This window comes from Pseudomonas sp., from assembly GCF_049300855.1.
Lineage (GTDB): Bacteria > Pseudomonadota > Gammaproteobacteria > Pseudomonadales > Pseudomonadaceae > Aquipseudomonas.
The window spans coordinates 145,658-164,251 of the sequence record NZ_JBAQKH010000030.1 but is presented as its reverse complement, the minus strand read 5'-3'; the positions used below and the strand labels follow the sequence as shown (position 1 = coordinate 164,251).

The window sequence follows — 18,594 nt, the reverse complement described above, 5'->3', positions numbered from 1 at the left end:
AGCCCCTTTTCGTTTTACCAGTTGTAGGACACCGTACCGAGCAAGGTGCGGTCTTCGCCCCAATAGCAACGACCGGCATCGTTGCATCCCGACACATATTCCTTGTCGAACAGGTTCTTCGCATTCAGGTCGACGCTCCAGTGCGTATCGATCTGATAACCGATCGCCGCATCGACCAAGGTGACGTCGCCGGCATCCAGCTTCCCGTATAGAGAAGGCGAGGTGTAGGCGAAGGCACTGTCGAAGTAACGCACACCGCCACCCACATACAAACCTTTCAGATCGCCATCGAGGAATCGGTATTTTGCCCAGACCGAGGCCTGATTACGCGGCACACCGGTCATCTGATGGCCTTTGACCAATGAGGTCGCGGCGTCCTTGGTGATTCGCGCGTCGGTGTAGGTGTAAGCCGCGGTTACGTTGAGGTTCTGCGTCAGGTTGCTGTTGAGCTCCAATTCCACACCTTTGGAACGGCTTTCGCCCACTTGGCGGTAGCTGGACGTGGTGGCATCGAAATAGGTGTCGTCCTTTTTGCGCAAGTCATACACCGACGCAGTGAACGCGGTGTCCCAGCCGATCGGTTCGTACTTCAGGCCCACTTCATATTGGCTGCTGGTGATCGGCTCGAGCGGTGCGCCGGCATTGGAAATCTGCTGCACCGGCACGAACGAGGTGGAATAGCTGACATACGGCGTCATGCCGTTGTCGAACTGGTACATCACGCCGCCCTGATAAGTGAATTTCTTGTCCTCGGAGCTGATGTCGCTCGACTGGGCGACCTTGTCGCGGAAATCGCTGTCGACCCAATCCTGACGGCCACCGAGCAGGAACAGCCAGTGGTCATACTTGCTCTGGATCTGTGCATAAACCCCTTTCATCTGTTGTTCGAGCAGGGTGTTTTGCACTGCAATCGGTGTGGTCGGGTCGCGCAGGTATACCGGGTTATACACATCGATCGGCCCGACGATGCCGGCGTTCCAGTCTTGATTGAACGAGGTACGGTCGTAACTGGCGCCGAACAACACGGTGTTCTCCAGACCGCCGACCTGGAATTTGCCTTCCAGTTGGTTATCCAGCGAATAGACCATCGATTTGTTGAAGCGATCGTAGGCGGTCATGTTCAGGCGCGTGCCAAAACCGGCGTTGTTGAGGTTGCCCGGCCAGGTTTCGTGGCGGGTAATGCGTGACTGCATGTAGCGCGAGTTCTGCCGGAACTGCCAATCATCATTGAATGAGTGGCTGAACTCGTAACCGGTGCTCCAGGTTTCCCTTTCAAAGGTGTTCCAGTCCGGGTCGCCGAGCATGGTGCCTTTGGATAACTTGCCGTTGGGGTTGGTCAGCAATGTCCCGGCGGCCGGCAGGCCAAGTTCCATGTTGGTGTGATCCTTCTGGTAGTTGGCCAGCAGGGTCAGCGTGTTGTAATCGTCGAAATTCAGGGTCAGCGATGGCGCGATGTAGATTCGGTCATCCGGTACGTGATCGGTCTGGGTGTCGGACTTGCGCCCGAGCATCACCACACGCCCGAGAACGTTGCCGCTGTCATTGAGCGGGCCGGAGACATCAACGCCGATCTGCCGACGATTGTTCGAGCCATAACCCAATTGCACTTCGCCTTGCGGTGCGGCGGTCGGGCGTTTGCTCACCAGATTGACCAGTCCGCCCGGTGCGTTTTCCCCATAGAGCAGAGAAGACGGGCCACGGAAAATCTCGACGCGCTCAAGTCCGTAAGGCTCGGTGCTGGTGTCATAACGATTGCCCTGGACGCGCAGCCCATCGCGCAACAGACCGTAGCCATAATCGGTGGCGTTGAAACCGCGAATGTAAAACAGATCCCCGGCCAGGCTGTCGCCGGCGGCGAACGGTGGGGCAAAGATCCCCGGTACGTAGCCGAGCACCTCAGTGAGTGTCTGAGATTTCTGATCTTTCATGCGCTGGCCGGTGACGACTGACACCGAGCGCGGCGTTTCAGACAACGGCGTACTGGTTTTCGTACCGATCCGGCTGTTCTGCGCCTTGTAACCGACGTCCGCCGCGTAATCCAGATTCATCGGGTTGGCCAACTGACCATTGATGTTGGTCGGGGCCAGCTCCAGCGAATCACCGTTCGGAAGCGCCTGCAGAATGTAACTGCCCGGCGCCTGCGGCACGGCTTGCAAACCCGAGCCTTGCAGCAGTTGGGCGAAACCCTGGTCGACGGTGAAGTTGCCGTTCAGCCCGACGCTGCGCAAGCGGCTGGTCTGTTGCGGCGAGAACGACAGAATCACGTTGGCGGCCGAGGCGAACTGGCTCAGTGCATTGTCCAGCGGGCCCGCTGCAATCGCATAACGCTGGGTGGTCGATGCAGCGACGGCGTTATGGCTAATCACCAGACAGGATGCGGCGCTGGTCATCAGTAAGCTGTAGGCAATGCAATGGTAGGAAAAACGCTGACGAAACGTGGGAAGACGCATGTGTGGATAAGCCCTGAAGGTGGCAAAGAGCCGCGTTTATCGCGATTACCTGTAGGGCCGGGTCAGGGCAAAAAAAGATAACCCTGTTGTCGATTTATTTTCCCCAGGTGAAATTTCAATCAAGTGTTGTGGCTGATCGAGACCCAGTAACGAGTGAAATAGCGCACGTTGATCGGTAGTGACGCCTGAAGGTTGGCCAGGACTGCATCGGTGGAGTTGAGGCGAAATGTCCCGGAGACACGCAGCTCCCGGGCTCGCGCATCGCAATGTAAAACACCGCTGCGATAGCGGCCCAATTCTTCAATTACATTGCCCAAGCGTGCGTTGAGCACGATCAATTGGCCGTTGGTCCATGCCACTTCCGTGGATTTGAAGGGGTGAATGAGCCCTACGTGTCGACGATCAAAATCGGCGCCTTCGCCTGCGTTCAGAACAATTGCGGCTGTTGATAGATCGGCGGGCTGTACGCTGACTCGGTCTTCCAGCACACCCACACGGGTAGACCCTGATAGCTGATGTACGGAAAACCGGGTGCCCAGCGCTTGAATCCGGCCATCACGGGTTTCGACAAAAAACGGTCGTTGATCGCCAAGCTTGCCGGTTTGAATGAGGATCTCGCCGGAGTGCAGGCGAATCAGTCGCTGCGCTGGGTCGAAAGACACATCAATGGCCGTGTCGGTATTGAGCTGAATCTGACTGCCATCGGCCAATGTCAGGTTGCGACGCTGGCCAATGCCAGTTTTATAGTCGGCCCAGACATTCCCCAAGGATGTATGTTGCTGAACATTCCAGCCAACGAACCCCGTCCCCACAGCAAGCAGCAACAGCTTCAGCACCTGACGCCGTTGCTGCCCGGTATTCAGCGCGCGACGTTTCAGCTCCTGCGGCAGTGTGCCGAGATGGCGCTGCAGTTGTTCCATCTGGGTCCACGCCGCCAGATGCGCTGGGTCGCTATCTATCCACAGCTGCCAGGCTTTCTGCTCCGCGAGCGTCGGCGGATCTGCCTGAAACTGCACGTACCAACTGGCGGCGGCTTCGAAAACCTTGCGGTTCGGTGCGATGGCCATCACCGCTGCGCCATGATCAGGGCACATTCCGTCAGGGCGCGGACCATGTGCTTCTTCACCGTGGTCAAAGACACCTTCAACTGCACGGCGATCTGTTGATAAGTCAGGCCGTCGATCTGCGAAAGCATGAAGATCTGCTGGGTTCGCGTGCCGAGCCCGGCCAAGGCTTTATCGACAGCGACCAGGGTTTCGATGATCAGCGCCTTGTCTTCTTCGCTGATGGCGGTGGCTTCTGGTCGAGCCGCCAAGGTCTGCAAGTAGGCGACTTCGATGGCCTGTCTTCGATAACGATCAATGACCAGGCCGCGTGCAATGGTCGCTAAATAGTCCCGTGGTTCGCGAATCTGCGTGGCATTACGGGCCGCCAAAATCCGCACGAAGGTGTCATGCGCGATATCGGCGGCATCGCAGGCGTCATGCAGTTTGCCCCTGAGCCACCCGTATAGCCACGAATGGTGTTGCTCGTAGATTTGCTCGATCGCAGCAGTGTGGGCGGGTAGGGACATGGGCAAAGTGGGCGAGTTAATGATAATGCCTATTATTAGCCTCTGTTACGTTCTCTCACAATAGCTCTCGCACTTCCCTCCATCAGCTTCTTTGTCGCCAGCGAACCCTCGTTGGCGATTTTTTTTGCGTCCCGAAAACGCCGTTTTGTCGATTTTCTGTGGATTAAGCCCTGTGAATAACTGCCACTGAGGTCAGTTGATAACAGGGCTTCAAAACTGGATATAACCCCCTCTGTGGATAAACACCCCTTTCATCCACAGGCTTAGACCGGTTATCCAACGGCCTCATTGGCACATGAGCACAGGGTTTTGAAACTCTGTACATATTGAATATAAAGGCTTGTAGCAATCTATCCACAGAAAGGTCGCTCAGTAAGAATAAACATAAAAACAAAGGTTTTATAAATTTCTCTCTTTTTTATTCTTTTAACCTTGAGTTCTCCACAGCTGGTTAAATTTTGTGCAGAGGGTTCTTTAGGAACGGCGAAGTCCCTATACTTGTCGACCAGGTCCAGAAACCTGATCTCAAACTATTCCTGAATTACCTACTTAAGCAGGCACGAGGTGCGTGGTGGATTTCCCTTCCCGTTTTGAAGTGATCGTCATCGGCGGCGGTCATGCCGGTACCGAGGCAGCACTGGCCTCAGCACGTATGGGGGCAAAAACCCTGTTGCTGACGCATAACGTGGAAACCCTCGGTGCCATGAGTTGCAACCCGGCCATCGGTGGCATTGGCAAAAGCCATCTGGTCAAGGAAATCGATGCCCTCGGCGGCGCGATGGCCACAGCTACCGATTTGGGCGGCATCCAGTTTCGCGTGTTGAACAGCCGCAAAGGCCCAGCCGTACGGGCGACCCGCGCACAGGCCGACCGGATTCTGTACAAAGCCGCTGTCCGCGAAATCCTCGAAAACCAGCCGAACCTGTGGATATTTCAACAAGCCGCTGACGACCTGATCGTCGAGCAGGAACAAGTCCGTGGTGTTGTCACGCAAATGGGTCTGCGCTTCTTCGCCGATTCCGTGGTGTTGACCACCGGTACGTTCCTCGGCGGACTTATCCACATTGGTTTGCAGAATTTTTCCGGCGGTCGTGCCGGTGATCCGCCGTCAATCGCCCTGGCTCACCGTCTGCGTGAACTGCCACTGCGTGTCGGCCGCCTGAAAACCGGCACACCGCCGCGTATCGATGGCAAGTCTGTGGATTTCTCGGTGATGACCGAGCAACCGGGCGATACGCCGATCCCGGTGATGTCGTTCATGGGCAACAAAGCACAGCATCCACGCCAGGTCAGCTGCTGGATTACTCACACCAACGCGCGCACCCACGAAATCATCGCGGCGAACCTCGATCGTTCGCCGATGTATTCCGCTGCCGGTGAAATCGAAGGCATCGGCCCGCGCTATTGCCCGTCGATCGAAGACAAGATCCACCGCTTTGCCGACAAGGAAAGCCATCAGGTGTTTATCGAACCGGAAGGTTTGACCACCCATGAGCTGTACCCGAACGGGATATCCACAAGCTTGCCGTTCGACGTGCAATTGCAGATAGTGCAATCGATCCGCGGCATGGAAAACGCGCACATCGTGCGTCCGGGTTATGCGATCGAGTACGACTACTTCGATCCGCGCGACCTGAAGTACAGCCTCGAAACCAAAGTCATCGGCGGTCTGTTCTTCGCCGGGCAAATCAACGGCACCACCGGTTACGAAGAAGCCGGCGCCCAGGGTTTGCTCGCTGGCGCCAACGCTGCACTGCGCGCCAAGGGCAAAGAAGCCTGGTGTCCGCGTCGCGATGAAGCGTACATCGGTGTGTTGGTCGACGACCTGATCACCCTCGGCACCCAAGAGCCGTACCGCATGTTCACTTCCCGTGCCGAGTACCGCCTGATTCTGCGCGAGGACAACGCCGACCTGCGTCTGACCGAAAAAGGTCGCGAACTCGGTCTGGTCGATGACGCGCGTTGGGCGGCCTTCTGCAAGAAACGCGAAAGTATCGAGCTCGAAGAGCAGCGCCTGAAAAGCACTTGGGTTCGCCCGAATACGCAGCAGGGCGATGCGATTGCCGAGAAATTCGGCACGCCGCTGACCCACGAATACAACTTGCTCAATCTCTTGAGTCGTCCGGAAATCGACTACGCTGGTCTGGTCGAAGTGACCGGCAACGGTGCCGAAGATCCACAGGTCGCCGAGCAGGTTGAAATCAAGACCAAATACGCCGGTTACATCGATCGTCAACAGGACGAAATTGCCCGTCTGCGCGCCAGTGAAGACACGAAATTGCCTGTGGATATCGATTACACCAACATTTCCGGTCTCTCCAAGGAGATCCAGAGCAAGCTCGGCGCGACTCGACCAGAGACGCTGGGCCAGGCTTCGCGGATCCCGGGCGTGACCCCGGCAGCGATTTCGCTGTTGATGATTCATTTGAAAAAACGCGGCGCGGGCCGTCAGTTGGAGCAAAGCGCTTGAGTTCTAAGGTCACTTCGCAACACGCCGAAGAGTTATCCACAGGAGCCCGCGCGCTCGGTGTCCATCTCACTGAAACCCAGCACGAATTGCTGCTGGGTTATCTGGCCCTGTTGATCAAATGGAACCAGGCCTACAACCTGACCGCGGTGCGCGATCCGGACGAAATGGTTTCGCGGCACTTGCTCGATAGTCTCAGCGTGATGTCGTTCATCGAAAACGGTCGCTGGCTCGACGTCGGTAGCGGCGGGGGCATGCCGGGCATCCCGTTGGCGATCCTGTATCCGGACTCGCAAGTGACCTGTCTGGACAGCAACGGCAAGAAAACCCGCTTCCTGACCCAGGTCAAACTCGAACTCAAACTGGATAACCTGCAAGTTATCCACAGTCGTGTCGAAGCCTTCCAGCCTGCTCAACCGTTCAACGGGATCATTTCCCGGGCGTTCAGCAGCATGGAGAACTTCACCCACTGGACTCGCCACCTTGGCGATGCCGATACACGCTGGCTGGCAATGAAGGGCGTTCATCCGGCCGATGAGCTGGTAGCATTGCCGGCAGACTTCAAACTCGATAGCGAACACGCCCTGGCCGTACCCGGTTGCCAAGGCCAACGCCATCTGCTGATACTGCGCCGCACGGCATGATTGGGAACACAAGCAAGAATGGCTAAGGTATTCGCGATAGCGAACCAAAAGGGTGGTGTGGGCAAGACCACCACCTGCATCAACCTCGCAGCATCCCTGGTCGCGACCAAGCGCCGGGTGCTGTTGATCGATCTCGATCCACAGGGCAACGCCACCATGGGTAGCGGTGTGGATAAACACGGCCTGGAAAACTCGGTCTATGACCTGCTGATCGGCGAATGCGATCTGGCCCAGGCCATGCACTATTCCGAACACGGCGGTTATCAACTGCTGCCGGCCAACCGCGATTTGACGGCGGCCGAAGTGGTGCTGCTGGAAATGCAGATGAAGGAAAGCCGTCTGCGCAGCGCGCTGGCGCCGATCCGTGAAAACTACGATTACATTTTGATCGACTGCCCGCCGTCGCTGTCGATGCTCACGCTGAATGCATTGGTCGCCGCTGACGGGGTGATTATCCCCATGCAGTGCGAGTACTTTGCGCTCGAAGGTCTCAGCGACCTTGTGGATAACATCAAGCGCATCGCCGAGTTGTTGAACCCGAACCTGAAAGTCGAAGGTTTGCTGCGCACGATGTACGACCCGCGCCTGAGCCTGATGAACGACGTTTCGGCGCAGCTCAAGGAACACTTCGGCGAGCAGCTGTACGACACGGTGATCCCGCGCAACATCCGCCTGGCCGAAGCGCCGAGTTACGGTATGCCGGCACTGGCCTACGACAAGCAATCGCGTGGCGCGCTGGCCTATCTGGCTTTGGCGGGCGAGATGGTTCGCCGTCAACGCAAAAATTCACGCATTGCTGCCGCTCAGCCAACTTAAGGAATCCCCATGGCCGTCAAGAAACGAGGTCTCGGACGTGGACTGGATGCACTGCTGAGTGGTCCGACCGTCAGCGCGCTGGAAGAACAAGCGGCGCAGGCTGACACCCGTGAGTTGCAACACCTGCCGCTGGATCTGCTCCAGCGTGGCAAATACCAGCCGCGCCGGGATATGGATCCGCAGGCGCTCGAGGAGCTGGCGCTGTCGATCAAGGCGCAAGGCGTGATGCAGCCGATCGTGGTGCGCCCGATTGGCGGTGGTCGCTTCGAAATCATCGCCGGTGAACGCCGTTGGCGCGCGAGCCAGCAAGCCGGGCAGGAAACCATTCCGGCCATGGTCCGCGATGTACCGGATGAAACCGCGATCGCCATTGCGCTGATCGAGAACATCCAGCGCGAAGACCTCAACCCGATCGAAGAAGCGGTGGCCCTGCAGCGTTTGCAGCAGGAATTCCAGCTGACTCAGCAACAGGTCGCCGAGGCTGTGGGCAAGTCCCGGGTCACTGTGGCCAACCTGTTGCGTCTGATTGCACTGCCTGAAGTCATCAAGACCATGCTGTCGCACGGCGATCTGGAAATGGGTCATGCCCGTGCCTTGCTCGGTCTGCCGGACAATCAGCAGGTTGAGGGGGCGCGACATGTTGTCGCACGCGGCCTGACCGTGCGCCAAACTGAGGCACTGGTTCGTCAGTGGTTGAGTGGCAAACCGGAGCCTGTGGAAGCGAGCAAACCCGACCCGGATATCGCCCGCCTCGAGCAGCGTCTGGCCGAGCGCCTAGGCTCTGCGGTGCAGATTCGCCACGGCAAGAAGGGAAAGGGTCAGTTGGTGATCGGTTACAACTCCCTCGATGAGCTTCAAGGTGTGCTCGCACACATCCGCTGAAACATTTCCTCATGTAGCGCGCAGTCGGAAATCACTACCTGACAGTTGAATAGGGGCAGAACCGCCCCTATACTCTGCGCGCATTTTGTCGGCACAAATTATGCCAAGTTATTGAATTCTGGCAGCCGACCATTGGAGAGCAATAGTGATGGAAACCCGCAAGCCAAACCGCCTGCCGTTCCATCGCCTGGCGGTTTTTCCGGTGTTGATGGCTCAATTTGTCATTTTGCTCATTGCCGCTTTGGCGCTCTGGCAATGGCACGGAGTCGTTGCCGGATACTCGGGACTTTGCGGAGGCCTGATAGCCTTGCTGCCCAATGTTTATTTCGCTCACAAGGCATTTCGGTTTTCCGGCGCCCGAGCAGCCCAGTCCATCGTCCGGTCTTTTTATGCCGGCGAGGCAGGCAAACTGATTTTGACAGCAGTGCTTTTTGCGCTGGTGTTTGCAGGTGTGAAGCCACTGGCGCCGATAGCTGTATTCGGCGCGTTCGTGCTGACTCAGTCGGTCAGCTGGTTCGCTCCCCTGCTGATGAGAACAAGACTTTCGAGACCTTAGGGCGTTTGAGGCAACCATGGCAGAAACAACCGCTTCGGGCTATATCCAGCACCACTTGCAGAACCTGACCTTCGGTCAGCTACCTAACGGCGGCTGGGGCTTTGCCCACACCGCAGCAGAAGCCAAGGAAATGGGCTTCTGGGCTTTCCACGTCGATACTCTCGGCTGGTCGGTCGCGTTGGGTCTGATCTTCGTTTTTCTTTTCCGCATGGCGGCAAAGAAAGCGACTTCGGGTCAGCCGGGTGCTTTGCAGAACTTCGTTGAAGTATTGGTCGAATTCGTCGATGGCAGCGTGAAAGACAGCTTCCATGGCCGTAGCCCGGTGATTGCACCGCTGGCACTGACCATCTTCGTCTGGGTGTTCCTGATGAACGCCGTCGACCTGATCCCGGTCGACTGGATTCCTCAGCTGGCCATCCTGATCACCGGTGATCACCACATCCCGTTCCGCGCCGTGTCGACTACCGACCCGAACGCGACCCTGGGCATGGCTTTGTCGGTTTTCGCACTGATCATTTTCTACAGCATCAAGGTCAAGGGCATCGGCGGCTTCATCGGCGAACTGACCCTGCACCCGTTCGGCAGCAAGAACATCTTTGTTCAGGCCCTGCTGATCCCGGTGAACTTCCTGCTCGAATTCGTGACCCTGATCGCCAAGCCGATCTCTCTGGCTCTGCGTCTGTTCGGCAACATGTATGCCGGCGAGCTGGTGTTCATTCTGATCGCTGTGATGTTCGGCAGTGGCCTGCTCTGGCTGAGCGGCCTGGGCGTTGTTCTGCAGTGGGCGTGGGCTGTGTTCCACATCCTGATCATCACCCTGCAGGCGTTCATCTTCATGATGCTGACCATCGTCTACCTGTCGATGGCGCACGAAGAAAACCATTAAGGCCAGTCTCGACTAGTCTGATGTCCTTCCCGGTCAAACGGGAAGGGGCTCTTCACAGGGCACCTGAAACGATTTGTTTTACCGCTTTAATCTAAAAAACCTAAACCATACGACGTAAAAGTCGGGAGGAAAGATGGAAACTGTAGTTGGTCTAACCGCTATCGCTGTTGCACTGTTGATCGGCCTGGGCGCACTGGGTACCGCAATTGGTTTCGGCCTGCTGGGCGGCAAGTTCCTGGAAGGCGCAGCGCGTCAGCCAGAAATGGTTCCAATGCTGCAAGTTAAAATGTTCATCGTTGCCGGTCTGCTCGACGCCGTAACCATGATCGGTGTTGGTATCGCTCTGTTCTTCACCTTTGCGAACCCGTTCGTTGGTCAGATCGCTGGCTAATTACCCGGATTCTTCCGAGTAATTTGATGTGATGGACAACGTAACTGCGAGGTGTTGGCGTGAACATTAATGCGACCCTGATTGGCCAGTCCGTTGCGTTCCTGATTTTTGTACTGTTCTGCATGAAGTATGTATGGCCTCCGGTCATCGCTGCTCTGCACGAACGTCAAAAGAAGATCGCTGATGGTCTGGACGCTGCCAGCCGTGCAGCTCGCGACCTGGAGTTGGCCCAAGAAAAAGCGGGTCAGCAACTGCGCGAAGCGAAAGCTCAGGCAGCTGAAATCATCGAGCAAGCCAAGAAACGCGGTAACCAGATTGTCGAAGAGGCCGTTGAAAAGGCCCGTGTCGATGCTGACCGTGTGAAGGTTCAGGCTCAAGCCGAGATCGAACAGGAACTGAACAGTGTCAAAGACAAGCTGCGCGCCCAAGTGGGCATGCTGGCTGTCGGCGGCGCCGAGAAGATCCTGGGTGCCACAATCGATCAAAACGCGCACGCAGAGCTGGTTAACCAACTGGCTGCTGAAATCTAAGCGAGGGCGATCATGGCAGAACTGACCACGTTGGCCCGACCTTACGCTAAGGCGGCCTTCGAGCACGCTCAGGCCCACCAGCAACTGGCCAATTGGTCAGCCATGCTCGGCCTGGCTGCAGCGGTGTCGCAAGACGACACCATGCAGCGCGTGCTCAAGGCCCCGCGACTGACGAGCGCAGAAAAGGCCGCCACGTTTATTGACGTGTGCGGCGACAAGTTTGATGCAAAGGCACAGAACTTCATCAACGTCGTTGCCGAAAACGACCGTCTCCCGCTTCTGCCGGAGATTGCCGCTCTTTTCGACCTGTACAAGGCCGAGCAAGAGAAGTCGGTAGACGTTGAAGTGACCAGTGCTTTCGCATTGAACCAAGAACAGCAAGACAAACTCGCCAAGGTTCTCAGTGCACGACTCAACCGGGAAGTGCGCCTGCAAGTTGCGGAGGATGCTGCCCTTATAGGTGGTGTCGTCATCCGCGCCGGCGACCTGGTTATCGATGGCTCGATTCGCGGCAAAATCGCGAAACTTGCCGAAGCATTGAAATCTTGAGTTTGAAGGGGCAGCAGAGCAATGCAGCAACTCAATCCTTCCGAAATAAGTGAAATTATCAAGGGCCGCATCGACAAGCTCGATGTGACCTCCCAAGCCCGTAACGAAGGCACTGTCGTCAGCGTATCTGACGGCATCGTGCGGATTCACGGTCTGGCCGACGTTATGTACGGCGAGATGATCGAGTTTCCGGGCGGCGTCTACGGTATGGCCCTCAACCTGGAGCAGGACTCCGTAGGTGCCGTTGTACTGGGCGCTTACCAGTCTCTGGCCGAAGGCATGAGCGCCAAGTGCACCGGCCGCATCCTCGAAGTTCCTGTTGGTAAGGAACTGCTGGGTCGCGTAGTCGACGCACTGGGTAACCCTGTTGACGGCAAAGGTCCACTGGGCAACACCTTGACCGACGCGGTCGAGAAAGTTGCACCGGGCGTGATCTGGCGTAAGTCGGTAGACCAGCCTGTACAGACTGGCTACAAGGCTGTCGATGCCATGATTCCTGTCGGCCGTGGCCAGCGTGAGCTGATCATCGGTGACCGTCAGATCGGTAAAACCGCTCTGGCGATCGACGCGATCATCAACCAGAAAGACAGCGGCATTTTCTGCGTCTACGTAGCTATTGGTCAGAAGCAATCGACCATCGCCAACGTGGTTCGCAAGCTGGAAGAAAACGGCGCCCTGGCCAACACGATCATCGTGGCTGCCAGTGCTTCGGAATCTCCTGCGCTGCAATTCCTGGCACCGTACTCCGGTTGCACCATGGGTGAATTCTTCCGCGACCGCGGTGAAGACGCGCTGATCGTTTATGACGATCTGTCCAAGCAAGCAGTGGCTTACCGCCAGATTTCCCTGCTGCTGCGCCGTCCACCAGGCCGTGAAGCTTACCCAGGCGACGTGTTCTATCTCCACTCCCGTCTGCTGGAGCGCGCATCCCGCGTTTCGGAAGAATACGTAGAGAAGTTCACCAACGGCGCAGTGACCGGCAAAACCGGTTCCCTGACCGCACTGCCGATCATCGAAACCCAGGCTGGCGACGTTTCCGCGTTCGTTCCGACCAACGTGATTTCCATCACCGACGGTCAGATCTTCCTGGAATCGGCCATGTTCAACTCGGGCATCCGCCCTGCAGTGAACGCCGGTGTTTCGGTATCCCGTGTGGGTGGTGCCGCTCAGACCAAGATCATCAAGAAGCTCTCCGGTGGTATCCGTACCGCTCTGGCTCAGTACCGTGAACTGGCGGCATTCGCCCAGTTCGCTTCTGACCTGGACGAAGCGACCCGTAAGCAACTTGAGCATGGTCAGCGCGTTACCGAGCTGATGAAGCAGAAGCAATACGCACCAATGTCGATCGCTGACATGGCGCTGTCGCTGTATGCCGCTGAGCGTGGGTTCCTGACTGACATTGAAATCGCCAAGATCGGCAGCTTCGAACAAGCGCTGATCGCTTTCTTCAACCGCGATCACGCCGATTTGATGGCCAAGATCAACGTTAAAGGTGACTTCAATGACGAAATCGACGCTGGCATGAAAGCCGGTATCGAGAAGTTCAAGGCCACCCAAACCTGGTAAGCCGCAGCGGGAGCCGCGAGGCTCCCGCTTGCTAACCTGATAGGTGTTACATGGCAGGCGCAAAAGAGATTCGCAGTAAGATTGCGAGCATCAAAAGCACGCAAAAGATTACCAGCGCCATGGAAAAAGTGGCGGTCAGCAAAATGCGCAAGGCACAAATGCGCATGGCTGCTAGCCGTCCTTATGCGGAGCGTATCCGCCAGGTTATTGGGCATCTGGCCAACGCCAACCCGGAATACCGCCACCCGTTCATGATCGACCGCGCTATCAAGCGTGTCGGTTATGTTGTGGTGAGCAGTGACCGTGGTTTGTGCGGCGGCTTGAACACCAACCTGTTCAAGGCCCTGGTCAAGGACATGGCGGTAAACCGCGAAAACGGCGTCGAGATTGATCTGTGTGTCGTTGGTAGCAAGGGTGCGGCCTTTTTCCGTAACTTCGGCGGTAACGTCGTTGCAGCTATCAGCCACCTGGGTGAAGAGCCGTCGATCAATGATCTGATCGGCAGCGTCAAGGTGATGCTGGATGCCTACCTGGACGGCCGTATTGACCGCCTGTCCGTGGTGTCCAACAAGTTCATCAACACCATGACGCAACAGCCTACCGTGGAGCAGTTGATTCCACTGGTGGCGACCCCGGATCAGGATCTCAAGCACCACTGGGACTATCTCTACGAACCGGATGCCAAAGAGCTGCTTGACGGCTTGATGGTCCGCTACGTTGAGTCGCAGGTCTACCAGGCGGTGGTCGAGAACAACGCGGCTGAACAAGCTGCGCGGATGATCGCGATGAAGAACGCTACCGACAACGCCGGTGATTTGATCAGCGATTTGCAGCTGATCTACAACAAGGCGCGTCAGGCTGCGATCACCCAAGAGATCTCGGAAATCGTCGGCGGCGCTGCCGCGGTTTAACGGTTCAAATATTCAGAGGATCCAGCTATGAGTAGCGGACGTATCGTTCAAATCATCGGCGCCGTTATCGACGTGGAATTTCCACGCGACAGCGTACCGAGCATCTACAACGCTTTGAAAGTCAAAAGCGATGCCGGCACCACTCTGGAAGTTCAGCAACAGCTGGGCGACGGCGTGGTTCGTACCATTGCGATGGGTTCCACCGAGGGCTTGAAGCGCGGTCTGGAAGTTACCGATTCTGGCGCAGCCATCTCCGTACCGGTCGGTAAAGCGACCCTGGGCCGGATCATGGACGTGCTCGGTAACCCGATCGACGAAGCTGGCCCGATCGACACCGAAGAGCGTTGGGGCATTCACCGTCCAGCGCCTTCGTTCGCTGAACAGGCAGGCGGCAACGACCTGCTGGAAACCGGCATCAAGGTTATCGACCTGGTTTGCCCGTTTGCCAAAGGCGGTAAAGTCGGTCTGTTCGGTGGTGCCGGTGTAGGCAAAACCGTAAACATGATGGAACTGATCCGTAACATCGCCATCGAGCACAGCGGTTATTCCGTGTTCGCCGGTGTGGGTGAGCGTACTCGTGAGGGTAACGACTTCTACCACGAGATGAAGGACTCCAACGTTCTGGACAAAGTGGCACTGGTTTACGGTCAGATGAACGAGCCGCCGGGTAACCGTCTGCGCGTAGCACTGACCGGCCTGACCATGGCCGAGAAGTTCCGTGACGAAGGTAACGACGTTCTGCTGTTCGTCGACAACATCTATCGTTACACCCTGGCCGGTACTGAAGTATCCGCACTGCTGGGCCGTATGCCTTCGGCAGTAGGTTACCAGCCGACCCTGGCTGAAGAGATGGGCGTTCTGCAAGAACGTATCACTTCGACCAAGGAAGGTTCGATCACTTCGATCCAAGCGGTATACGTACCTGCGGATGACTTGACCGACCCGTCGCCAGCGACCACCTTCGCCCACTTGGACGCCACCGTCGTTCTGTCCCGTGACATCGCTTCCCTGGGTATCTACCCAGCGGTAGATCCACTGGATTCGACCTCGCGCCAGCTGGACCCGAACGTAATCGGCCAGGACCACTACGACACCGCTCGCGGCGTTCAGTACGTTCTGCAACGTTACAAAGAGCTGAAGGACATCATCGCGATCCTGGGTATGGACGAGCTGTCGGAAGCCGACAAGCAGTTGGTAAACCGTGCTCGTAAGATCCAGCGCTTCTTGTCGCAGCCGTTCTTCGTGGCTGAAGTCTTCACCGGTGCTTCGGGTAAATACGTTTCCCTGAAAGACACCATTGCTGGCTTCAAAGGCATCCTCAACGGTGACTACGACCACCTGCCAGAACAAGCGTTCTACATGGTTGGCGGCATCGAAGAAGCGATCGAGAAAGCCAAGAAACTGTAATCCCGGCGCCCGGCAACGGGCGCTCATTAAGGTTGAGGCAATCAGATGGCTATGACAGTCCATTGCGATATCGTCAGCGCGGAAGGGGAAATCTTTTCCGGCCTGGTCGAGATGGTGATTGCGCACGGTGCACTGGGTGATCTTGGTATCGCTCTGGGTCACGCGCCGCTGATCACTAATCTGAAGCCAGGTCCGATCCGCCTGATCAAGCAAGGCGGGGAAGCCGAGGTGTTTTACATCTCCGGTGGTTTCCTCGAGGTTCAGCCGAACATGGTCAAGGTGCTTGCCGATACCGTGCAACGCGCCGCCGACCTGGATGAAGCTCAAGCTCAAGCAGCTCTCAAGGCTGCCGAGCATGCTCTGCATGAAAAAGGCGCTGATTTCGACTATAGCGCTGCGTCAGCACGTCTGGCCGAGGCTGCAGCTCAGCTGCGCACCGTCCAGCAGATCCGCAAGAAGTTTGGCGGTTAATCCGTCAGCCGCTTGTTGTGCGATTGATAAAAAAGGGTAGCCTCGGCTACCCTTTTTTCTTTTCCGAATTCCCGAAACCCGGTCGCAGTTGCTGACCACCCAGGATTGGTAGCCAGTCATGTCTCTTGAAATCGTTATCCTCGCGGCCGGTCAAGGCACTCGTATGCGTTCGGCGCTGCCGAAAGTGCTGCACCCGATTGCCGGCAACTCCATGCTGGGCCATGTTATCCACAGCGCCCGCCAACTCGATCCACAACGCATTCATGTGGTGATCGGTCATGGCGCCGACGTAGTGCGTGAACGTCTGGCCGCTGACGATTTGAATTTCGTCCTGCAGGACAAGCAACTGGGCACCGGTCACGCCACGGCTCAAGCGGTGCCGTTCATTACTGCCGATACCGTGTTGATCCTCTACGGTGACGTGCCGCTGATCGAAGTCGAAACCCTGCAACGCCTGCTCAAGCACGTCGTGCCGGGGCAAATGGGTTTGCTCACCGTCGAGCTGGACGATCCGACCGGTTATGGCCGCATCGTGCGCGACGCAGACGGTAAGGTCGCGGCCATCGTTGAACACAAAGACGCCAGCGAAGCGCAGCGCGCGATCACTGAAGGCAACACCGGCATTCTCGCTGTTCCGGCCGATCGTCTGGCCGACTGGATGAGCCGCCTGTCGAACAATAACGCTCAGGGCGAGTATTACCTTACTGACGTGATTGAAATGGCGGTCAGCGACGGTCTGGTAGTGGCCACCGAACAACCGCACGACCCGATGGAAGTGCAGGGCGCCAACGATCGCAAACAACTGGCCGAGCTGGAGCGTCATTACCAGTTGCGCGCTGGCCGTCGTTTGATGGCGCAAGGTGTAACCCTGCGTGACCCGGCGCGTTTTGATGTGCGTGGCGAAGTGACCGTTGGTCGCGATGTGCTGATCGACATCAACGTGATCCTCGAAGGCAACGTGGTCATCGAAGATGATGTGGAGATCGGCCCCAACTGTGTGATCAAGGACAGCACCCTGCGCAAAGGCGTGGTGATCAAGGCCAACAGTCATATCGAAGGCGCCGTTCTGGGCGAGGGCAGTGATGCCGGCCCGTTCGCGCGTCTGCGTCCAGGCACCGTGCTCGAAGCGCGCGCGCATGTGGGTAACTTTGTCGAACTGAAAAATGCCCACATGGGCGAAGGCGCCAAGGCCGGTCACCTGACTTATCTGGGTGATGCCGAAATCGGTGCGCGCACCAACGTTGGCGCTGGCACCATCACCTGCAACTACGACGGCGCCAACAAGTGGAAAACCGTGTTGGGTGCGGACGTGTTCATCGGCTCCAATAATTCGTTGGTTGCGCCTGTGGATATCTCTGACGGTGCAACCACGGCGGCTGGGTCGACGATCACGCAGAATGTGGATAACGCGCAGTTGGCGGTCGGTCGTGCGCGGCAGAAGAACATCGACGGCTGGAAGCGGCCGGAGAAGATCAAGAAGAGCTGAGTTATCCACAGTTTCTTTTTAGCGAGGAAGATCCAATGTGGGAGCGAGCTTGCTCGCGAATGCCGTAGATCATTCAATATTGATGTTGACTGACACGATGCTTTCGCGAGCAAGCTCGCTCCCACATTTTTGTTTGTGTCGTTGTCAAAAAAGTCTGACTGCCGCTTGACGATTTAGAGCCGATAGGTTTTGATTGCTTCCGTTATCTTTCGAATCGAAACTTAGGTCGCCATGTCGAAACGCAACACGCCACAACGCCGCCATAACATTCTCGCCTTACTCAACGAGCAGGGCGAAGTCAGTGTGGATGAACTGGCCAAGCGCTTCGAAACCTCCGAAGTTACGATTCGCAAGGATCTCGCCGCGCTGGAAAGTCATGGTCTGTTGCTGCGCCGCTACGGCGGGGCGATCACCATGCCGCAGGAACTGGTCGCGGAAACGGCGCAGAGCGTTTCCAAGTACAAACAGGCCATCGCCCGTGCAGCGGTGAAACGCATCCGCGAACACGCGCGGATCATCATCGACAGCGGCAGCACCACCGCCGCGATGATCCCGGAACTTGGCCAACAGCCAGGCCTGGTGGTGATGACCAATTCCCTGCACGTCGCCAACGCCCTGAGCGAACTCGAACACGAACCGGTGTTGTTGATGACCGGTGGCACCTGGGATCCGCATTCGGAATCCTTTCAGGGTCAGGTCGCCGAGCAGGTACTACGCTCTTACGACTTCGACCAGTTGTTCATCGGCGCCGATGGCATTGATCTGGTGCGCGGCACGACAACCTTCAATGAATTGCTCGGTTTGAGCCGGGTCATGGCTGAAGTGGCGCGGGAAGTCATCGTCATGGTCGAGGCCGACAAGATCGGCCGCAAGATTCCCAACCTGGAGCTGCCGTGGAGCAGCGTCCATACCCTAATTACCGATGATCGCCTGCCTAGCGAGGCACGCGATCAGATACAGGCCCGCGGTATCACCGTGATTTGCGCGGCTGTCAGTCAGGAGAAATAAG

General features: G+C 57.2%; 18 protein-coding genes. 15 read left to right on the top strand and 3 right to left on the bottom strand.

Annotation, left to right across the window (positions count from 1 at the left end; translation table 11 throughout):
- Nucleotides 1-14 precede the first annotated feature (14 nt).
- The 3 genes from WA225_RS18365 to WA225_RS18355 form a co-directional block, all read right to left on the bottom strand.
- Nucleotides 15-2,450: a TonB-dependent siderophore receptor gene (locus tag WA225_RS18365; RefSeq protein WP_422609025.1), complete on the bottom strand. Its 2,436-nt coding sequence runs from the start codon at nucleotides 2,448-2,450 to the stop codon at nucleotides 15-17.
- A 119-nt stretch (nucleotides 2,451-2,569) separates the two neighbouring features.
- Nucleotides 2,570-3,517: a FecR domain-containing protein gene (locus tag WA225_RS18360; protein ID WP_422609024.1), complete on the bottom strand. Its 948-nt coding sequence runs from the start codon at nucleotides 3,515-3,517 to the stop codon at nucleotides 2,570-2,572.
- Nucleotides 3,517-4,023, bottom strand: a complete 507-nt coding sequence (locus WA225_RS18355; RefSeq protein WP_422609023.1) for a sigma-70 family RNA polymerase sigma factor — start codon at nucleotides 4,021-4,023, stop codon at nucleotides 3,517-3,519. Before WA225_RS18355 ends, WA225_RS18360 begins: the two co-directional genes overlap by 1 nt.
- Before the next feature lie 571 nt (nucleotides 4,024-4,594).
- Between WA225_RS18355 and mnmG the strand changes: the two genes are divergently transcribed.
- The 15 genes from mnmG (at nucleotide 4,595) to WA225_RS18280 (ending at nucleotide 18,593) form a co-directional block, all read left to right on the top strand.
- A complete protein-coding gene (gene mnmG / locus WA225_RS18350; RefSeq protein WP_422609022.1) occupies nucleotides 4,595-6,493 on the top strand; it encodes a tRNA uridine-5-carboxymethylaminomethyl(34) synthesis enzyme MnmG in 1,899 nt (632 codons plus the stop codon).
- The gene (rsmG, locus tag WA225_RS18345; protein WP_422609021.1) at nucleotides 6,490-7,134 is read left to right on the top strand and encodes a 16S rRNA (guanine(527)-N(7))-methyltransferase RsmG; all 645 of its coding nucleotides are present in this window, start codon (nucleotides 6,490-6,492) and stop codon (nucleotides 7,132-7,134) included. Before mnmG ends, rsmG begins: the two co-directional genes overlap by 4 nt.
- Before the next feature lie 18 nt (nucleotides 7,135-7,152).
- A complete protein-coding gene (locus tag WA225_RS18340; RefSeq protein WP_003229787.1) occupies nucleotides 7,153-7,950 on the top strand; it encodes a ParA family protein in 798 nt (265 codons plus the stop codon).
- 9 nt (nucleotides 7,951-7,959) lie between these two features.
- Nucleotides 7,960-8,832, top strand: coding sequence for a ParB/RepB/Spo0J family partition protein (locus WA225_RS18335; RefSeq protein WP_158830524.1), 873 nt, complete (start codon nucleotides 7,960-7,962; stop codon nucleotides 8,830-8,832).
- 148 nt (nucleotides 8,833-8,980) lie between these two features.
- Entirely contained in the window at nucleotides 8,981-9,388 is a 408-nt protein-coding gene (locus WA225_RS18330; RefSeq protein ID WP_003229783.1) for a F0F1 ATP synthase subunit I, read from the top strand.
- A 16-nt stretch (nucleotides 9,389-9,404) separates the two neighbouring features.
- Nucleotides 9,405-10,274, top strand: coding sequence for a F0F1 ATP synthase subunit A (atpB, locus tag WA225_RS18325; RefSeq protein ID WP_008084413.1), 870 nt, complete (start codon nucleotides 9,405-9,407; stop codon nucleotides 10,272-10,274).
- A gap of 133 nt (nucleotides 10,275-10,407) precedes the next feature.
- Nucleotides 10,408-10,665 carry a F0F1 ATP synthase subunit C gene (atpE, locus tag WA225_RS18320; RefSeq protein WP_003097235.1) on the top strand — a complete coding sequence of 86 codons (258 nt, stop codon included), beginning with the start codon at nucleotides 10,408-10,410 and terminating at the stop codon, nucleotides 10,663-10,665.
- A gap of 59 nt (nucleotides 10,666-10,724) precedes the next feature.
- The gene (locus WA225_RS18315; RefSeq protein WP_064116541.1) at nucleotides 10,725-11,195 is read left to right on the top strand and encodes a F0F1 ATP synthase subunit B; all 471 of its coding nucleotides are present in this window, start codon (nucleotides 10,725-10,727) and stop codon (nucleotides 11,193-11,195) included.
- Nucleotides 11,196-11,207: 12 nt separating this feature from the next.
- Nucleotides 11,208-11,744 carry a F0F1 ATP synthase subunit delta gene (locus tag WA225_RS18310; protein ID WP_007911956.1) on the top strand — a complete coding sequence of 179 codons (537 nt, stop codon included), beginning with the start codon at nucleotides 11,208-11,210 and terminating at the stop codon, nucleotides 11,742-11,744.
- A gap of 21 nt (nucleotides 11,745-11,765) precedes the next feature.
- Complete coding sequence (atpA, locus tag WA225_RS18305) at nucleotides 11,766-13,310, top strand: F0F1 ATP synthase subunit alpha (RefSeq protein WP_007911958.1); 1,545 nt, start codon at nucleotides 11,766-11,768, stop codon at nucleotides 13,308-13,310.
- Between the two features lie 50 nt (nucleotides 13,311-13,360).
- Complete coding sequence (gene atpG / locus WA225_RS18300) at nucleotides 13,361-14,221, top strand: F0F1 ATP synthase subunit gamma (protein WP_008084419.1); 861 nt, start codon at nucleotides 13,361-13,363, stop codon at nucleotides 14,219-14,221.
- 27 nt (nucleotides 14,222-14,248) lie between these two features.
- On the top strand, nucleotides 14,249-15,628 hold the full coding sequence (gene atpD / locus WA225_RS18295; protein WP_016984062.1) for a F0F1 ATP synthase subunit beta: 1,380 nt from the start codon (nucleotides 14,249-14,251) through the stop codon (nucleotides 15,626-15,628).
- 45 nt (nucleotides 15,629-15,673) lie between these two features.
- The gene (locus WA225_RS18290) at nucleotides 15,674-16,099 is read left to right on the top strand and encodes a F0F1 ATP synthase subunit epsilon (protein ID WP_053125284.1); all 426 of its coding nucleotides are present in this window, start codon (nucleotides 15,674-15,676) and stop codon (nucleotides 16,097-16,099) included.
- A 118-nt stretch (nucleotides 16,100-16,217) separates the two neighbouring features.
- The gene (glmU, locus tag WA225_RS18285; protein ID WP_422609020.1) at nucleotides 16,218-17,585 is read left to right on the top strand and encodes a bifunctional UDP-N-acetylglucosamine diphosphorylase/glucosamine-1-phosphate N-acetyltransferase GlmU; all 1,368 of its coding nucleotides are present in this window, start codon (nucleotides 16,218-16,220) and stop codon (nucleotides 17,583-17,585) included.
- A 231-nt stretch (nucleotides 17,586-17,816) separates the two neighbouring features.
- On the top strand, nucleotides 17,817-18,593 hold the full coding sequence (locus WA225_RS18280) for a DeoR/GlpR family DNA-binding transcription regulator (RefSeq protein ID WP_110718201.1): 777 nt from the start codon (nucleotides 17,817-17,819) through the stop codon (nucleotides 18,591-18,593).
- Nucleotide 18,594 lies beyond the last annotated feature (1 nt).